General features: G+C 65.5%; 13 protein-coding genes. 3 read left to right on the top strand and 10 right to left on the bottom strand.

All coding sequences use genetic code 11. The features are described from left to right. Window positions 1-139: 139 nt before the first annotated feature. Both metC and sseA read right to left on the bottom strand, forming a co-directional pair. Window positions 140-1,330 carry a cystathionine beta-lyase gene (gene metC, locus J0J06_RS00935; RefSeq protein WP_294039484.1) on the bottom strand — a complete coding sequence of 397 codons (1,191 nt, stop codon included), beginning with the start codon at window positions 1,328-1,330 and terminating at the stop codon, window positions 140-142. After that, window positions 1,327-2,175, bottom strand: a complete 849-nt coding sequence (gene sseA, locus J0J06_RS00940; RefSeq protein WP_294039485.1) for a 3-mercaptopyruvate sulfurtransferase — start codon at window positions 2,173-2,175, stop codon at window positions 1,327-1,329. Before sseA ends, metC begins: the two co-directional genes overlap by 4 nt. 83 nt (window positions 2,176-2,258) lie before the next feature. Between sseA and queF the strand changes: the two genes are divergently transcribed. From queF to J0J06_RS00955, 3 genes are all read left to right on the top strand, one after another. Beyond that, window positions 2,259-2,705: a preQ(1) synthase gene (queF, locus tag J0J06_RS00945; RefSeq protein WP_294039486.1), complete on the top strand. Its 447-nt coding sequence runs from the start codon at window positions 2,259-2,261 to the stop codon at window positions 2,703-2,705. A 138-nt stretch (window positions 2,706-2,843) separates the two neighbouring features. Then, window positions 2,844-5,111, top strand: coding sequence for a glycosyltransferase (locus J0J06_RS00950; protein WP_294039487.1), 2,268 nt, complete (start codon window positions 2,844-2,846; stop codon window positions 5,109-5,111). Between the two features lie 48 nt (window positions 5,112-5,159). Next, window positions 5,160-6,446 carry a glycoside hydrolase family 130 protein gene (locus tag J0J06_RS00955; RefSeq protein WP_294039488.1) on the top strand — a complete coding sequence of 429 codons (1,287 nt, stop codon included), beginning with the start codon at window positions 5,160-5,162 and terminating at the stop codon, window positions 6,444-6,446. Here J0J06_RS00955 and J0J06_RS00960 read toward each other — a convergent pair. From J0J06_RS00960 to J0J06_RS00995, 8 genes are all read right to left on the bottom strand, one after another. Beyond that, complete coding sequence (locus tag J0J06_RS00960) at window positions 6,443-8,395, bottom strand: OPT family oligopeptide transporter (RefSeq protein ID WP_294039489.1); 1,953 nt, start codon at window positions 8,393-8,395, stop codon at window positions 6,443-6,445. The two genes, J0J06_RS00955 and J0J06_RS00960, sit on opposite strands and share 4 nt — an antisense overlap. Window positions 8,396-8,415: 20 nt before the next feature. Further along, on the bottom strand, window positions 8,416-9,069 hold the full coding sequence (locus J0J06_RS00965) for a GNAT family N-acetyltransferase (protein WP_294039490.1): 654 nt from the start codon (window positions 9,067-9,069) through the stop codon (window positions 8,416-8,418). A 106-nt stretch (window positions 9,070-9,175) separates the two neighbouring features. Continuing rightward, the gene (locus tag J0J06_RS00970; protein WP_294039491.1) at window positions 9,176-10,381 is read right to left on the bottom strand and encodes a M20 family metallopeptidase; all 1,206 of its coding nucleotides are present in this window, start codon (window positions 10,379-10,381) and stop codon (window positions 9,176-9,178) included. Between the two features lie 35 nt (window positions 10,382-10,416). Next, entirely contained in the window at window positions 10,417-11,064 is a 648-nt protein-coding gene (locus tag J0J06_RS00975; protein ID WP_294039492.1) for an MOSC domain-containing protein, read from the bottom strand. Further along, window positions 11,061-12,674: a helicase HerA-like domain-containing protein gene (locus J0J06_RS00980; protein ID WP_294039493.1), complete on the bottom strand. Its 1,614-nt coding sequence runs from the start codon at window positions 12,672-12,674 to the stop codon at window positions 11,061-11,063. The genes J0J06_RS00975 and J0J06_RS00980 overlap by 4 nt, the downstream gene beginning before the upstream one ends. A gap of 83 nt (window positions 12,675-12,757) precedes the next feature. Continuing rightward, window positions 12,758-14,281 carry a Do family serine endopeptidase gene (locus J0J06_RS00985; protein ID WP_294039494.1) on the bottom strand — a complete coding sequence of 508 codons (1,524 nt, stop codon included), beginning with the start codon at window positions 14,279-14,281 and terminating at the stop codon, window positions 12,758-12,760. Between the two features lie 129 nt (window positions 14,282-14,410). Beyond that, complete coding sequence (locus J0J06_RS00990) at window positions 14,411-15,286, bottom strand: protease modulator HflC (protein ID WP_294039495.1); 876 nt, start codon at window positions 15,284-15,286, stop codon at window positions 14,411-14,413. Next, window positions 15,286-16,407, bottom strand: a complete 1,122-nt coding sequence (locus J0J06_RS00995; RefSeq protein ID WP_294039496.1) for a protease modulator HflK — start codon at window positions 16,405-16,407, stop codon at window positions 15,286-15,288. Before J0J06_RS00995 ends, J0J06_RS00990 begins: the two co-directional genes overlap by 1 nt. Window positions 16,408-16,453: the final 46 nt, after the last annotated feature.

The following is a 16,453-nucleotide window of genomic DNA, read 5'->3' on the forward strand; positions in this document are numbered from 1 at the left end:
AGCCGACGGGCCGTTGCTTCGACACGGCAACATCAGTGCCCTTTTGCGCTGCGCCGCACAACACTTTTCGGACGCAGATTGTCGCACGAACGTAATGATGTTGCGATCGCGCAACAGTTTCGGCCGTGATTCCGGCTGTTCAGCCCTGAGCGGCGCGAAAGGCGACGAACCCCTGGTCGAGGTCGGCAATCAGATCGTCGGCATCCTCCAGCCCGATATGCAGCCGCACCAGCGCACCGCCATGATGGGGTACGCCGAGTGCGCGCTTCGGATCGGCGGGTATCGCGAGGCTTTCGAATCCGCCCCAGCTGAAGCCGATCCCGAACAGGCGAAGCGCATCGATGAACGCAGCGCGGCTGGCTTCGTCGCCGTCCCTCAACGCGAACGAAAAGAGTCCCGACGATCCCTTGAAATCGCGGACGAAATATTCGTGGCCGGGGCAGCTTGGCAAAGCGGGGTGGAGGACGGTCGCAACTTCGGGCCGAGCCGACAGCCATTGCGCGATCTTCAGCGCGCTTGCCTCGTGTTGCTTGAGCCGCACCGCCATCGTGCGCAAGCCCCGCGCGCCAAGCCAGCAATCGTCCGGACTCGCGACCTGACCGAGTTGGAAGCTGATGTTGCGCAGTTTCGCAAAGAAACCGGGTCCGGCGGTGACCGACCCGAGCATCGCGTCCGAATGACCGACGACATATTTGGTGCAGGCCAGGATCGTCAGGTCGATGCCTTTTTCGATCGCCGGGAACAGCAACGGCGTCGCCCAGGTATTGTCGAGGATCGTCACGATCTCGCGCGCTTTCGCCGCCGCGACGATCGCGGGAATATCCTGCACCTCGAACGTCAGGCTGCCCGGGCTTTCGAGCAGGATCGCGCGCGTTTTCTCGCCGATCAGCCCGGCGATACCGCCGCCGACCAGCGGGTCGTAATGGCGCGTTGCAATGCCGAATGTCTTGAGGAACCCGGCGGCGAAGTTGGTCGTCGGGTCGTAGGCAGAGTCGACCAGCAGCAGTTCGTCGCCAGGCGTCAGCACCGACAGCAACGCCGCCGTCACTGCCGCCACGCCCGAGCAATAGAGGAAGGTGCCCTCCGCACCCGGCTCGAGTTCGGTCAGCGCATCGGCGAGCGCCCATTGCGTCGGCGTACCGCGGCGACCGTAATAAAGCGTGTGGTGCGTGTCGCGGCGTTTTCCGGTTTCGCGCAGATGGGCGACATTGTCGTAAAGGATCGTCGAGGCGCGCCAGACAGGAGTGTTGACCACACCCTGCGTCCATTCCTTTCGCCGCCCGCCGGTGACGACGCGGGTTGCCGGTTGATCGTCGTCCTTGCCGCTCATGCCGTTCCCGTCGATTTGGGTGTGGAAGGATCGCCGCCCCATTCGGACCAGCTCCCGTCATAGAGCGCCGCGTCGTTGCCGAGGAGATGCGAGCCGAATGCGAGGACGGCGGCGGTGATGCCAGAGCCACAGGTCGTGACCAGCGGCTTGGCAAGGTCGATACCGGCGGCGTCGAACTCGGCACGGAGCGCATCGTAGCGCTTCCACGTGCCATCGGCATTGAGCAAACGCCCATAGGGCAGGTTGCGCGACCCCGGAATGTGCCCCGACGCGGTGGCGGGACGAGGGTCGGCCTCTTCTCCCGTGAAACGCGCCGCGCCGCGCGCGTCGAGCATCTGCTCTGTCCGGCTCGCGACGTTGACCTTCATCTGATCGAGCGTGCGGACGCCCTTCGGATCGAACCGGGCGGTGAAAGAGCGCGGGGTGGGGTGTTCCACTCCACTCGCGACCGGGCGTCCCTCTGCGCGCCACTTCGCGAGGCCGCCGTCGAGGATCGCGACGTTGCGCGCGCCAATCGTGCGGAGCATCCACCACGCACGTGTCGATGTGTGATAGTGCGACACATCGTAGAGCACTATCCGATCGCCGTTGCCGATGCCGAGGGACCCAAGGCGCTCGGCGAACTGTCCGGGCGGAGGAAGCATCGACGGCAAGTCGCTGGTCGCGTCGGCCAGCGTTTCGAGGTCGAGGAACACCGCGCCCGGTATATGCGCCGCCTGGTACTCAGCGCGAGCGTTGCGCCCCGGACCGCCAGGTACCGACCCGAAATAGGTCGCATCCACCACGCGCAGATCGGACGCGCCCAGTTCCCCCGCCAGCCATTCGGTCGTCACCAGCGCATCCATCGCCACCCCTTAGCCTTATCGCACGGCGCCGGGAAACCCTCTGCCCACGTTGCTTTGGCCGACCATGCGCCTAAATATCGGCCATGACCCCCAAACATCTCGGCCAATCCAGTAGCTTGCCCGCGTCGCCTGACGAAGCGGTGCTCGACTATGTGCCCAATCCGCGCCCCGGTCGGCCCTATCTGGTGCGCTTCACCGCGCCCGAATTCACCTCGCTGTGCCCGGTCACCGGCCAGCCCGATTTCGCGCATCTGGTGATCGATTACGTGCCGGGCGACAGCATCGTCGAATCCAAGTCGCTGAAGTTGTTCCTGGGCAGCTTTCGCAATCATGCTGGATTTCACGAGGATTGTACGGTCGGGATCGGCGAGCGGCTGACTGCGGAGATGAAGCCGCAATGGCTGCGTATCGGCGGCTATTGGTATCCGCGCGGCGGCATTCCGATCGATGTGTTCTGGCAGTCCGGGCCAGTGCCCGATGGGCTGTGGCTGCCCGATCAGGGCGTGCCGACCTATCGTGGCCGCGGGTAACTTTCCTCGGACATTTAACGCAGGTCAGCATGAATCCTTTGTTGCAATGCAACAAAAGCGCAACCATATTTCTTTCAGTCCGTTCAGGGAGGTGAGTCGCGGGAAAAATCCCGGCTTTGTCCAGCAAGAAAGACCGAAATGGCCACGTCGTTCGTCCAGCCACGCACTCGTCATATCGCCCTGATCGGCAACTTTCTGCCGCGCCAATGCGGCATTGCGACATATACGACCGACACATTCAAGGCGCTGACCGATCGCTTTGCCGACCTTAAGGTCGATGTTTATGCGATGAACGACCGGCCGCAGGGTTACGATTATCCCGCCGCCGTCACCGGTACGATCGATCAGGAAGACCGCATGGCGTATCTCGCCGCGGCGCGCGATATTGGGGCGAGCGGTGCACAGGCGGTCTGGGTCCAGCACGAATACGGCATCTATGGCGGCCCGGCGGGCGAACATATCCTGGCGCTGCTCGATCGGTTGACGGTGCCGGTCATCGTCACGCTTCATACCGTGCTCGACCAGCCCAACGACGATCAGCGCCGCGTGATGGACGGCCTGCTTCAGCGCGCCGCCAAGGTCATCGTGATGGCGGAGATCGGCCGGGAGATTCTGGTGCGCGTCTATGGCGCCAATCCCAAGGCGATCATGATGATCCCCCACGGCGTGCCCGACCGTGAACTGATCGAGCCGGACACGATGAAGCAGCGTTTTGGCTGGGAAGGGCACAAGGTACTGCTGACGTTCGGGCTGCTCGCGCCGAACAAGGGAATCGAAAGCGTCATTGCGGCAATGCCGACGGTGGTCGCGGCCAATCCGGACGCGCTGTACGTCGTGCTCGGCGCAACGCACCCCAATCTGGTCGCGCATGAGGGAGAAGCCTATCGCGACCGGCTGAAGGCGCTGACCGTCGATCTGGGCGTAGCTGGCAACGTGCGCTTCATCGATGGGTTTGTGGAGCACGAGCAATTGCTCGATTATCTGCAGGCCGCCGATCTCTACGTCACGCCCTATACCAATCCTCAACAGATCACCTCCGGCACGCTGAGCTACGCGGTTGGCGTCGGGAAAGCGGTGGTATCCACGCCCTACATTCACGCGACCGAGATCCTGGCGGACGGGCATGGCGTGCTGGTCGATTTCGGCGATGTCGACGGCTTCGCGCGCGTGATCGCCCGCTTGCTGCATGACGATGCCGAACGCGCTGAATTGTCGGGGCGCGCCTATGATCGTGGCCGGACCATGATCTGGCCGCGGCTCGCGGAAACGTCGATGGCCGCGATCGACTCGATCGTCGCCGCGCGTCCGCGCCGTATCAAGAGCGCGATGCCGCTGCCGGTGCTCGAACCCAGCATCGCCGCAGTCGAGCGGATGAGCGACGCGACCGGTATGTTCCAGCATGCGATCCTGTCGGTGCCCGATCGCCGCCATGGCTATTGCATCGACGACAATGTCCGTGCGCTGATGCTGATGAGTGCGATCCCCGACCTCGACGCCGAAGTGCGCGACAAGTGGATGACCATCTACGCCGCGTTCGTCCAGTATGCGTGGAATCCGGATGCGCGGCGTTATCGCAACTTCATGCGGTTCGACCGCAGCTGGTGCGAGGATGCTGGATCGGAGGATTCGAACGGCCGCACGATCTGGGCGCTGGGCGTCACCGCGAAGCGTGCAGGTCTGGCCAAGCATCGCGACTGGGCGCTGCGTCTGTTCGACGAGACTGCCAGTCTGGCATTCGACCTGGTCAGCCCGCGGGCGCAGGCGTTCGCGATGCTCGGCGCAGCCGCTATCCTAGGCGCGCATCCCGGGCATCAACTTGCATGCAATATCCTCGAACGTTTCTCGGCGGACCTGCTCGCATTGCTCGAGGAAGCACGGCGGCCCGAATGGGAATGGTTCGAGATTGTGCTGGCCTATGATAACGCCCGGCTCCCTGAGGCGTTGATCCGCGCCGGAATGGCGCTAGGCCGCGACGATCTGCTCAAGGCCGGCCTTGCGACGCTCGACTGGATCGTCGAGCAACAGACCAGCCCGGAAGGCCGCTTTCGCGCGGTCGGCACCGAGAGTTTCGGGCGCCCCTATGAAGCGCCGCTCGCGTTCGACCAGCAACCGTTGGAAGCGCAAGCGACGATCGACGCATGTGCGGCGGCGTTCAAGGCGACCGGCGACGACAAGTGGCGCGACGAAGCGGCTCGCGCCTATCGCTGGTATCTAGGCCAGAACGACCTCGATCTGCCGCTTGCAACGGCACAGGACGGGGGCTGTTTCGACGGGCTGATGCCCAGCGGTCTGAACCGAAATCAGGGCGCCGAGTCGATTTTGGCGCTGCAATTGGCGAGTTGCGCGATTTCCGCTCTTGGAAAAGCGGCGAAAACCGTGGCAGGGACGAGTCGCGCCGTCGCGTAGCAACGACACGCGGCGCCGCTTGGGCGGGATTACAAGCGGGGTCTTTCGTTGCTCGATATTTTCACGCATCGCCTGAAGCTGCATGCCGATCCGTCGCGCGTCGTGGTGCGGCCGTTCCATATCGGCTGGGCGCCCGGCGGGGTGTCGTCGGGCCGGACGGAGCGGCTGGTCGGCGAAGTGCTGGCGCTGTCGACGCAGGAAACGCGCGCCGAACTGGAGACGGTGCTCAAGGATTTCGAGGCGCGACACTGGCAGACACGCCGCGTCTTTATGACCCGCTACGACGAGATCGAGGAGATGATGGGCCTCGACGGGACCGAGATCGGCGACGAGAAGCGGCAGTTGATCGGCGCCTATTTCTGCCACGAATACAGCTATGCCGCCGCCGCGCTGATGAACCCCAGCGCGGTGCCGCATTTCGACCAGTCGGGCATGCCCAAAGGGTCGATGCGTATCCTGATGTCGTTGCGCGCGGTGGGTGAGGGTCACATTTCGTCAGTCGCGTTCCGCGAGGGCATCATTACCGCGAAGAACGAACTCAAGCTCGCGCCCGAACCGCCCTTCGCGACCGCCGCCGACATCTATGGCAGCGACGAGGAGCATATCCCGTCGGGACCGGTCACGGTGCATCGCCATCGCGATTCGACCTTGTCCGGCACGGTAATCTTCCCGATCACCGCCGCGCAGTCGAAGGGGCTGGAGGATCTGCGTCTCGTCCAGTTCACGCACGACGACGGTGAGATCGAATGGCTCGGCACCTATACCGCGTATAACGGCTCGCAGATTCAGTCCGAACTGCTGCGGACCAAGGATTTCCGCTCGTTCGATCTCGTGCCGATGACGGGTCCGGCGGCGCGCAACAAGGGCATCGCCCTGTTCCCGCGCAAGATCGGCGGGCGCTATCTGGCGATCGGGCGGCAGGACGGCGAGAATCTGTTCCTGCTCGATTCCGACCGGCTGACGCACTGGGAGGAGGGGGTTCGTATCCTCGAGCCACATTATCCGTGGGAGCTGGTCCAGATCGGCAATTGCGGACCGCCGATCGAACTCGACGAAGGCTGGCTGTTGTTGACCCATGGGGTCGGCGCCATGCGCAAATATTCGATCGGCGCGGTTTTGCTCGACAAGGGCGACCCGTCGAAGATCATCGGCCGCACGCCTCAGCCGATCCTCGCCGCCGCCGATGAGGATCGCGAGGGCTATGTCCCCAACGTCGTCTATTCGTGCGGCGCGATCCGCCACGGCGACTGCCTGTTCCTGCCCTATGGCGTGGCGGACAGTTCGGTTGCGTTCGCGTTCGTCCCGATCGCCGGGCTGGTTGCCTCGATGGCCTAGCGCCCGGCGCGTTGCGCGTAGCGGTACAGTGCGGTGGTCAGCGCGATAAACAGCAAGGTCCCGCCGATCAGGGCGGTCGAAACGAAGCCGTCGCCGACGACCGCCAGCGGGGTGTCGGTCCCCGACGCCGCGACGATCCCGGCGAACGCGACGCCCCACAGGCTTTCACCGACGATCATGCCCGTCGCGGTCAGCACGCCGAGCCTCTTCGCGAATTCCGGGTCGCGCGTACCGTCCGCCCATCGCTCGTAGAACCAGCCGACGATCGACCCGATCGTCACCGGCAGGATCACCGCCATCGGCAGGTAGATACCGATCCCGATCGCTAGCGGCGGCAAACGAAGTCGCTTGAGCACACCCAGCGTCTCGTCCATCGCGATGAAGATCACGCCCGCGACCGCGCCCCATCCGAGCATCCGCCAGTTGAGGTCGCCGCCCAGCACTCCCTTGGCGAGGCTGGAGATGAGGTTGGCCTGAGGCGCACCGAGCGCGTTCGGCCCGGCATTGGGCGCGCCGGCGAACCCGAACGCGACGTTCAGCAATTCGAGCACCGGCGGCACGACGATCGATCCGAACACGACGCCGATGATCAAGGCGACCTGCTGCTTCCACGGCGTTGCACCGACCAATTGACCGGTCTTCAGGTCCTGCAAATTGTCGTTCGCGATCGTCGCGACACCGAAGATCACGCCCGTAACGATCAGCGCGTAGGCGACCAGTGCTTGGGTCGTGTCGTGCGGCGTGCCGCGTCCGAACAGCCCGACTAGCATCAGCGACGAAGCGAGCACCGACAGGATCCCGATCCCCGACACCGGCGAATTCGACGCGCCGATCAATCCAGCCATATAGCCCGTTACCGCCGCGATCATCAGCCCGATTACGACGATGAAGACCAAAGCGCCCCCGATCAGCAACAGCGCCGATCCGGCGATCGGGCCGCCGGCGATAGTGCTCCACAGCAGCCATGCAATCGGGGCGAGGATTGCGAGCGAACCACCGGCCACCCAGCCGATCGGCAAGTCGCGCTCGGTCAGTTCCAGCGCCTCGCCCGCATGGCGCGCGCGGCTCGCGGCCATTGCCGACCGGATGCCGCCGATCACCGGCCCCGCGATCTTGAGCAGGGTCCAAACCGCTGCAACGCCGATCACGCCCGCGCCGAAGAAGCGGACATCGGCGCGGAACACGGTGTTGGCGATTTCCTCCGCCGTCCCGCTGCCTCCCGCCTGCGCGGTCAGGATCGGCAGCACGATCCACCATCCGGTGACCAGCCCGACAAGCTGCGCCAGCCCGACCGACAGCCCGACCAGATGGCCGACGCCGAACAACGCGAATGACAGCCCACCGGAAATTCCCGTCGCGCCGCGCCCTACCCGGAACCAGGTCGATGCCTCGGCGGCGGCGAGCTTCATTTGCGTCAGGATCGCGAACCCGGCCGACACGATGCTGTTCCATAGGAGGATACGCAGGCCCGCCGCATTCTGCTCGGCCGCGCCGCCTTCGCCCGATCCGACTTCCAGCACTTCGGCCGCCGCGCGTCCTTCCGGGTAGGGCAGGTCGGTATCGACCACGAGCGCGCGGCGCAGCGGGACCGAGAACATCACGCCCAATATGCCGCCCGTCGCGGTGATTGCCGCCGTCGTCCAGAATGGAAATCCGTGCCACCAGCCGACGATGATCAAACCGGGCAGCACGAAGATGATCGCCGCCAGCGTCCCGGCCGCGCTCGCGATCGTCTGGACGATATTGTTCTCCAGGATCGACGAGTTCTTGAACAATCGCAGGATCGCCATCGAGATCACCGCTGCGGGGATCGACGTCGCGAAGGTCAGCCCGACCTTCAGGCCGAGATAGACGTTCGCTGCGGTGAACAGCAGGGTGATGAGGCCGCCCAGGATGATGCCGCGGACGGTGAGTTCGGCGATCGGGCGGGGGGATGCGGAAGTGCTCATTCGTCCACCGTGGCACAGTTTTACGGAGCGAGCGAGGCCGTGGTGTAATCGCTGTGCAGCGACCAGCCGAGGCGTTCGTACAGCGCGCGGCCCGGTGGTGTGGCGCAGAGCATCGCGTCGTGGATGCCGAGCATGTCGGCCTCCGCGGCGAGCGTGCGCATGATCGCGCTGCCGAGGCCGCGGCGCTGATGTTTGTCGGCGGTGCGGATGCGGTCGAACACGACGAGATCGCCCATCGCGATGATGCGGCCGCGCGCGGCTTCTTCGCCGCTGGGGTCTGTGATGGTGGCGAATGTAACGGCGCCGTCGCGGGCTAGGTAGGCGGTGAATTCGTCCGGCAGCACTGGCGGACTCGCCAGCATCGCCGCGACCGGAGCGGTCATCATGTAGCCGGGCGTCGCGATCTCCCAGCCGGGCGGGAGCAGGGGGCGGACGGAGTCTGCGGGCGCGCAAACTTTGAGGTAGAGGAGGGGCTGGTCGATCCGCGCGGCAAGATCGCGGATCGGCTCCGCGTCGAGGCTCGCGAATATGTAGCGCCCGACCTGTTCGGGCTGGCCGACATGGATGTAGAGGCCACGGTCCTGCGCGACTGGCGCCGCCGCGTCACGCGAGATCGCCCAAGCTTCGGCCCAGCGGGTGATCAGCGCGGGATCCGCCTCCAGCCATTCCGTCATGCCGGTCTTGTTCCGGCATCCAAAGTGCCGCGAGGTATGCGGCTTGGGGAGGGTTGGACCCCGCAACAAGTGCGGGGTGACGACGGAGTGGAGGACGTAGCCGAGCTCAATCGAACCCGTTTTCCAGAAATCGCTCGGCATACGCGCAGTGCATCGCGATGCCCTTGGCCATCACCGATTCCTCGATGGTCATCTTCGTGTTGTGGAGCGGCGGATTGGTCGACGGGTCGCTGCCCTCCGGCGCGACGCCGATGAACGCCATCGCGCCGGGAACTTCACGCAGCACGTAACTGAAATCCTCGCCGCCCATGATCGGCGCGGGCATCGGGAGCCACTGGCCTTCTTCCAGGCTGTCGGAGACCTTCTCGACCAAGTCGACCGCGCGCGGATCGCACATCGTCACGGGGTAGCCGTCGTCGATCCGCACCTCCGCCGTCAGCCCGTGCGCCGCGGCGACATTCTCGACGATGCGAGTCAGACCGCTGCGCGCCTTTTCGCGAGTTGCGGAGCTGAGCGTGCGGAGAGTGCCGAGCATTTTCACCTCGCCCGGCACGATGTTGTAGGCGGAACCGGCCTCGATCTTGGTGATCGACAGGACGGCAGGGTCGGTCGCCGGGATCTGGCGCGCGACGAATACCGACAGCGCAGTGACGATCTCGGCCGCGACCGGGATCGGATCGAGGCAATCGTGCGGCATCGCGGCATGTCCGCCCGCGCCCTTGACGGTGATGTTGAGCGCATCGGTCGAGGCGAGCAACGGGCCTTTACGGGTGCGGATCGCCCCGGCGCGGCTGTTCGGGTCGATGTGCAGCGCAAAGGCGCTGTCGGGCCGTTCGATGTCGAGCAACCCGTCCTCAATCATGAAGCGCGCGCCATGATGGCCCTCTTCGCCCGGCTGGAACATGAAGACCACGGTGCCGGGGAGCTTGTCCTTGCGGGCACTGAGCGCGCGGGCGGCGCCGACCAGCATCGAGCAGTGCGAATCGTGGCCGCACGCGTGCATCGCGCCCGGCACCTGGCTGGCGAAGTCGAGGCCGGTTTCCTCCGGCATCGGCAGCGCATCCATGTCGCCGCGCAACAGCACGACGCGGCCATTGTCGCCGCCCCCCCGCAGGATCGCCACGAATCCGGTGGTCGAGGTCGATTCGTGGATTTCGAGCGGCAAGCCCTCAAGCGCGGCGCGCAGCTTGGCGGTGGTGCGTGGGCAGTGGTTGCCGATTTCGGGGTCGGCGTGGATCGCGCGGCGCAGCGCGACGATCTCGGCGAGTTCGGCTTCGCCCGCGGCGGTCCAGTCGGTGGTGAATTCGGTCATGACGGTCTCCCAGTCTTCCGACCGTAACGCATTTGTCAGGCGGCTTCCAACGCCTCTCGCGCCTTCTGACCGATCCGGCTGGCGAGGCCGGGCATCGCGGCGAGTCGCCGAAGTTCGGGGACGGTCGCACCCCCGCGGTTGATGATCGTGACGAGGCGCGCAAAGCCGAAATCGGGATTGGGCCGCTCGGTCAGCGTCGGCACGTCGCCAGGGGCGATCGGCCCTTCCTGCACGACGCGATAATACCAGCCCGAATGACCCGTGCGGACCATATGCTTGACGAGACGCGGCTCGCCTAGCGCCAGCGCAAGCTTGAAACAGGGTTGGCGCGGCTGGCAGACCTGAAGCCGAGCGCCGCCGATCGCGTGGACGTCGCCGACACACAAACCGTCCTCGTTCATGCCCTCGACCGTGAGATTCTCGCCCATGCAGCCCGCGACGAAGCGCTCCGCAAGATCGGGAAAGGCCGCGGCCCAGTCGACATAGCGTCCAGCGGAGTAAGCGTAGATCGCCTTTTCCGGGCCGCCATGGACCGACAGATCGGCTTGCTCGTCCCCGGCGAGTCCGAGGGCACCGGCGAGCACGGGCCCTGCGATGCCGGTCTTGATGAAGGCGCTGGGAACGCGCTCCGGTCCCAGCGGCGCGATCCGCCCGATCTGGATCGAGGCGATGCGGGCGGTCACCGCCCTTTGAACAACCCGCCCAGCACGCCGCGTACCAGCCCGCCGATCACCCCGCCCGCCATGCCGCCCGACTTGCCGAACACCGCCTTGGTGGCCTCGCGTGCGATTACGGTGCCGGCGGAGCGTGTGGCGGATGCGGTCGCGCTGCGCACCGCGCGGTTCCACGGATTGTTGGCCTCGGCCCGCGCCTGCGCGGCGGCGGCCTGCGCGTCCGCCTTGGCCTGAGCGGCAGCGGCCTTGGCGTCGGCGGCCGCCTGCTTCTCGGCGGCTGTCTTGGCGGCGGCCTCCGCGGCGGCGGCGGCGGCTTCCTCGCCCTTGGCCTTCAGGATTTCCTCGGCGGATTCGCGATCGACGACGGCATCGTATTTGGTTCCGATCGCGTCGGTCTGGATCCAGGTCGCGCGCTCTTGCGGCGTGACCGGGCCGACGCGCGACGACGGCGGCTTGATCAGCGTACGCTGGACGGGCGAGGGGGCGCCGTCGGGTTGGAGCAGCGAGACGAGCGCTTCACCGACCTTCAACTCGGTGATGACGGTCGCGACGTCGACGCCGGGATTCGCGCGGAACGTTGTCGCCGCCGCCTTGACCGCTGCCTGGTCGCGCGGGGTGAAGGCGTTGAGCTTGTGCTGGACGCGGTTGTTGAGCTGGCCCGCGACGGTGTCGGGGATGTCGATCGGGTTCTGCGTGATGAAATAGATGCCGACACCCTTCGACCGGATCAGGCGGACGACTTGCTCGATCTTGTCCTCCAGCGCCTTGGGGATGTCGTCGAACAGCAAATGCGCTTCGTCGAAGAAGAAGCAGAGCTTTGGCTTGTCGGGATCGCCGACCTCTGGGAGGTGCTCGAACAGTTCGCTCAGCAGCCACAACAGGAACGTCGAATAGAGCCGGGGACTCTGCATCAATTTGTCGGCGGCGAGGATATTGACGATCCCGCGCCCCTTGTCGTCGAGGCCGATGAAATCCTCGAGCGCGAGCGCAGGCTCGCCGAAGAAATGGTCGCCGCCCTGGCTGCGCAATTGCAGCAGCGACCGCTGGATCGTGCCGACCGATTGCTTGCTGACGTTGCCATACGTCGTGGTCAGCTCGTCGGCGCGTTCGGCGCAATTGACCAACATGGCCTGCAGGTCGTCCAGATCGAGCAGCAGCAGCCCATCCTTGTCGGCGACGGTGAAGGCGATCGTCAGCACGCCTTCCTGCACATCGTTGAGATCGAGGAGACGCGACAGGAGCAGCGGACCCATTTCGCTGACGGTGGTGCGGATCGGATGACCCTGTTCGCCGAACAGATCCCAGAACTGCACCGGATTGTCGCTATAGGACCAGTCGGTCATGCCGATGTCCTTGGCGCGCTGCGCGAAGATGTCGGCGTTCTTGGCGGTCGGGGATCCTGCCATGGCGAGACCCGACAGGTCGCCTTTCACGTCCGACACGAAGCAGGGGACGCCGGCCTGGCTCAACCCGTCGATGATGCCCTGGATCGTCACGGTCTTACCGGTACCGGTCGCGCCGGCGATCAGCCCGTGTCGGTTGGCGCGCCTCAATTCCAGCGCCTGCGGGTTCGCACCGCCGTCGCCCGCGCCGATGAAGATCGTGGTGGTGTCGGCCATGCAAAAAACTCCCTCGCGTCCGTCCGGACCGAGGGAGTTTTAGGAGGTGCTCAAAGACCCGGCAATGGGCCTTTGCGGTGGGATCAGTTCTTGAGCTTGACCGCGATGTAGAGGCTGCCCTGGCGCACGCGCGTGATGTAGAGCAGCACCGTATTGCGCCCCGCCGCCTTCGCCGCATTGATCTGGGCGGCGAGTTGTCCGGGGGTCGAGACCGCGACGCGGTTGACCGACGAGATGATGTCGCCACGCTGGATGCTCTTGGCCGCGGCGTCGCTCGACGGATCGATATTGGTGACGACCACGCCAGAGATGCTGCCCGGCTGGATGCCCAGGCTGTTGGCGATGCCGGGGGTGAGCGCCGTCACTTGAACCCCGAGTAGATCGGTCGATGCGCGCAGTTCGGGGGCTCCCGGTGCGCCGTCGCCATCGCCGTTCGGTGCGCCGCCGGGGACGAGGTTGGCGAGTTCCTCCTCGCTTGGGCGCGTGCCGACGATCGCGTCGATCGTCAGCGGCTTGCCGTCGCGGATCACGCTCAGCTTCGCGGTCGACCCTGGCGCCAGGTTGGCGATCAGGTATGACAGCGTCTCGTCGGGGTTCACTTCGCGGCCGTTCACGGCGATGATCACGTCGCCCTGCTTGATCCCGGCCTTGTCGGCGGCCTGGCCCGGTTCGACGCGGCCGATCAGCTCGCCCTTGTCCTTCGGCAGGCCGAGCGACGCGGCGATGTCCTCATCCACCGGCTGACGACCGACGCCCAGATAGCCGCGCTGGATCTTGCCGCCCTTCATCATCGTGTCGATGATCGGCTTGGCCGCTTCGGCGGGGATCGCGAAGCCGATGCCGACCGATCCTTCGGACGGCGAATAGATCTGCGAATTGATGCCGATCACGTTGCCGTTCAGGTCGAACATCGGCCCGCCCGAATTGCCTTTGTTGATCGCCGCGTCGGTCTGGATGAAGCGGTCGTACGCGCCGCCCTGGCCGGTGACGCGGTGGAGGGCGGAAATGATGCCGGCGGTCACGGTACCGCCCAGACCGAACGGATTGCCGATCGCGATCACCCAGTCGCCGACGCGCGCCGTCGTCGAATCGCCGAACTTGACGTAGGGCAGGTTGGTCGCGTCGACCTTCAGCAGCGCAAGGTCCGAGCTGGTGTCGCTGCCGACCAGCCGAGCGACATATTCCTTGCGGTTGGCGAGCGTGATGGTGATCGATTCGACCTTCGCGCCGCGCGCCGCGGCGTTCACGACATGCGCGTTGGTGACGATATAGCCGTCGGGCGAGATGATGAAGCCCGACCCCAGGCTCTGTCCCTCCCGCGTAACCGGCTGACCGTCGCCGCCATTCTGATCCCCGAACATCTGCATCAGCGGATTGTCCTGGGTCGAGACCTGGACCTTCTGCTTGGTCGAGACATTGACCACCGCGGGCTGGAGCCTGGCGACCATGTCGGCGAAACTCATCGGCGCGCCGGGTTTGGGCGCGGCGGACGCGATCGCGCCGGGCTCGTTCTGCGCGCTTTGGGCGTAGGCCGGATGCTCCAGCACTAGCGAGGAGGCAGCGCCCCCGATCAGCAGGGCGGTGGTAATGGCGTAAGCGTAGCGCAACTTGGTATTCCTCTTCGTCTCGACGAAACCCCGGTCCGGCCGGTTATTGGGGCGGCGCGGCTTAACGGCGATTGAATATGAACGAATCGCAAGAAACGCGATTGGTCAAACCCGCCACCGTCGGGCCGATTATTTCCCCCCGCCTTCGAATTGCTTCAGATACGCGTTGTCCGGGGTCAGGATCAGGTTGGTGTCGCCCTTCGGCTGGTCCTTGGTGCCCGGCGTGAAAGTCTGGCGGTACGACTGCATCGCACGATAGAAGTCGTAGAATACCGGATCCTTGTTGAACGCCTCCGCGTAGATTTGCGCGGCGCGCGCCTGGGCGTCGGCCTGGATGATCGCGGCTTCCTTCAGCCCCTGCGAGCGGATCACCTGTGCCTGTTGCAGCCGCGCGTTTTTCATCCGCTCGATCGCTGAATTGAGCGCGGTGCCCGACGGCAAATCGGCATGCTTGATCCGCACGTCGATGATCTGCACGCCATAGGGTGCAGCGATCTGTTGCAGCCGCGACTGGATGTTATCCATCATCTGGCCGCGCTCCGGGCTGAGCAACGCCGCGAATTCGCGCTTGCCGAGCTCGTTGCGCAGCGCCGATCCGAACAATTGCTCCAGCGCCAGCGTCACGCGTTCCTCCGCGCCGCCCGCCAGGCCGACCGCCTGCAGCGTGCGCAACGGATCGACGATGCGGTAGCGCGCATAGGCGTCCACTTCGAGAGGGCGCTGGTCGGTCGACAGCACCGAGATGTTGTTGAGATCGACGTCGAGCACGCGCTTGTCGAGCCATACGATGCGGTCGAAGAAGGGTACGCGTGCCAGGATGCCGGCGCCGGTATTGCCCAGCGCTTCGCCGGGACGATAGGCGTTGACCACGGCGATCGGCTTTTCAACGCGAACGATCACGGCCTGGCGGGTTTCGGGAACGATCGCGATGGTGCTCGCGAGCAGGATGATGAGCAGCAGCGCGACGACGCCGAGCGTGATCGGGTTGCGGAGCCAGTTGGTCATCACTGGCCTCCCTGCGGCGCACTGGGCAGCGTTCGGCCCGGCGGGATGGGGAGGTAGGGCGCCACGCCGCGTGGCTCGATGATCGTCTTGTTGGTCTGGCCCAGCACCTGCTCCATCGTCTCGTAATACATGCGGCGGCGGGTCACTTCGGGCGCGAGCTTGTACTGCGCATAGACGCGGTCGAACGACTGCGCCTCACCCTCCGCGCTGGCGACCAGCGACTGGGCATAGGCGCGTGCGGCGTTGACGTTCTTGGCATATTCCTGTTGCGCGACGGTCACTTGGTTGAACGCGTCGAGCGCCGCGGACGGCGCGGACGCATTGTTGAGCGAAACGCCGACGATTGTGATGCCCGATTGATATTCGTCGAGGATGCGCTGCATCGCTTGCGTCACCTGGGTTTCGATCTGGCCCTTGCCGCGGCCGAGCACTTCATCAAGCGAGCTGTTGGCGACGACCGCGCGGACCGCGCTTTCCGCGGCCGCCTTGACGCTGTCGTCGGGCAGCTTCAGTTCGAACGCATATTTCTGCGGGTCCGCGATACGCCAGCGCACGGTATAGCTCAGATCGACGAGATACTGATCCTCGGTCAGTACCAGATTTGGGCCGCCATTCTCCGGAAACTGGATGGTGCGGATCGAATTGACGTCGATCACCTGCACCGACGAGATGGGCGCCGGTAGCGTCGTCTGCCAGCCGGGTGACAGCGTGCCCGAATATTTCCCGAAATAGGTGACGACGCCGCGCTCCTGCGGGCCGATCACGTGGAAACTCGTGAGCGCGATCCAGGCAACCAGGACAAGGCCGGCACCGCCCAACCACAAGTTGCGCGAGCTCGCGCCGCCGGTCGGGAGCTTGAATCCGCCACCGCCGCCGTTTCCGCCGCCCCCGCCCGATCGAGCGCGCTTGAGCAATTCGTCGAGCGAGGAAGCCCGGGCCGAGCGCGGCTTGCCGCCGGGCGGCTGCGCCCAGGGGTTGCGGGGGCCAGCGCCGGATTCGTCGGGCGCGTCGCCGCTGTCGTCGTTATTGTCGCTCGGGCCATCGCCGCCCCCGCCCCAGGGGCTTTTCGGCTTGGCCATGAATACGGGAAGGTGGCGCCACCAGGCGCGTACGGTCGTCATGCGTACCCTTATAGGTGCCCCGCCACGGAAAAACAGTGGCAAGCGG

This window comes from Sphingomonas sp., from assembly GCF_017304615.1.
In the GTDB taxonomy this organism is placed as follows: domain Bacteria; phylum Pseudomonadota; class Alphaproteobacteria; order Sphingomonadales; family Sphingomonadaceae; genus Sphingomonas.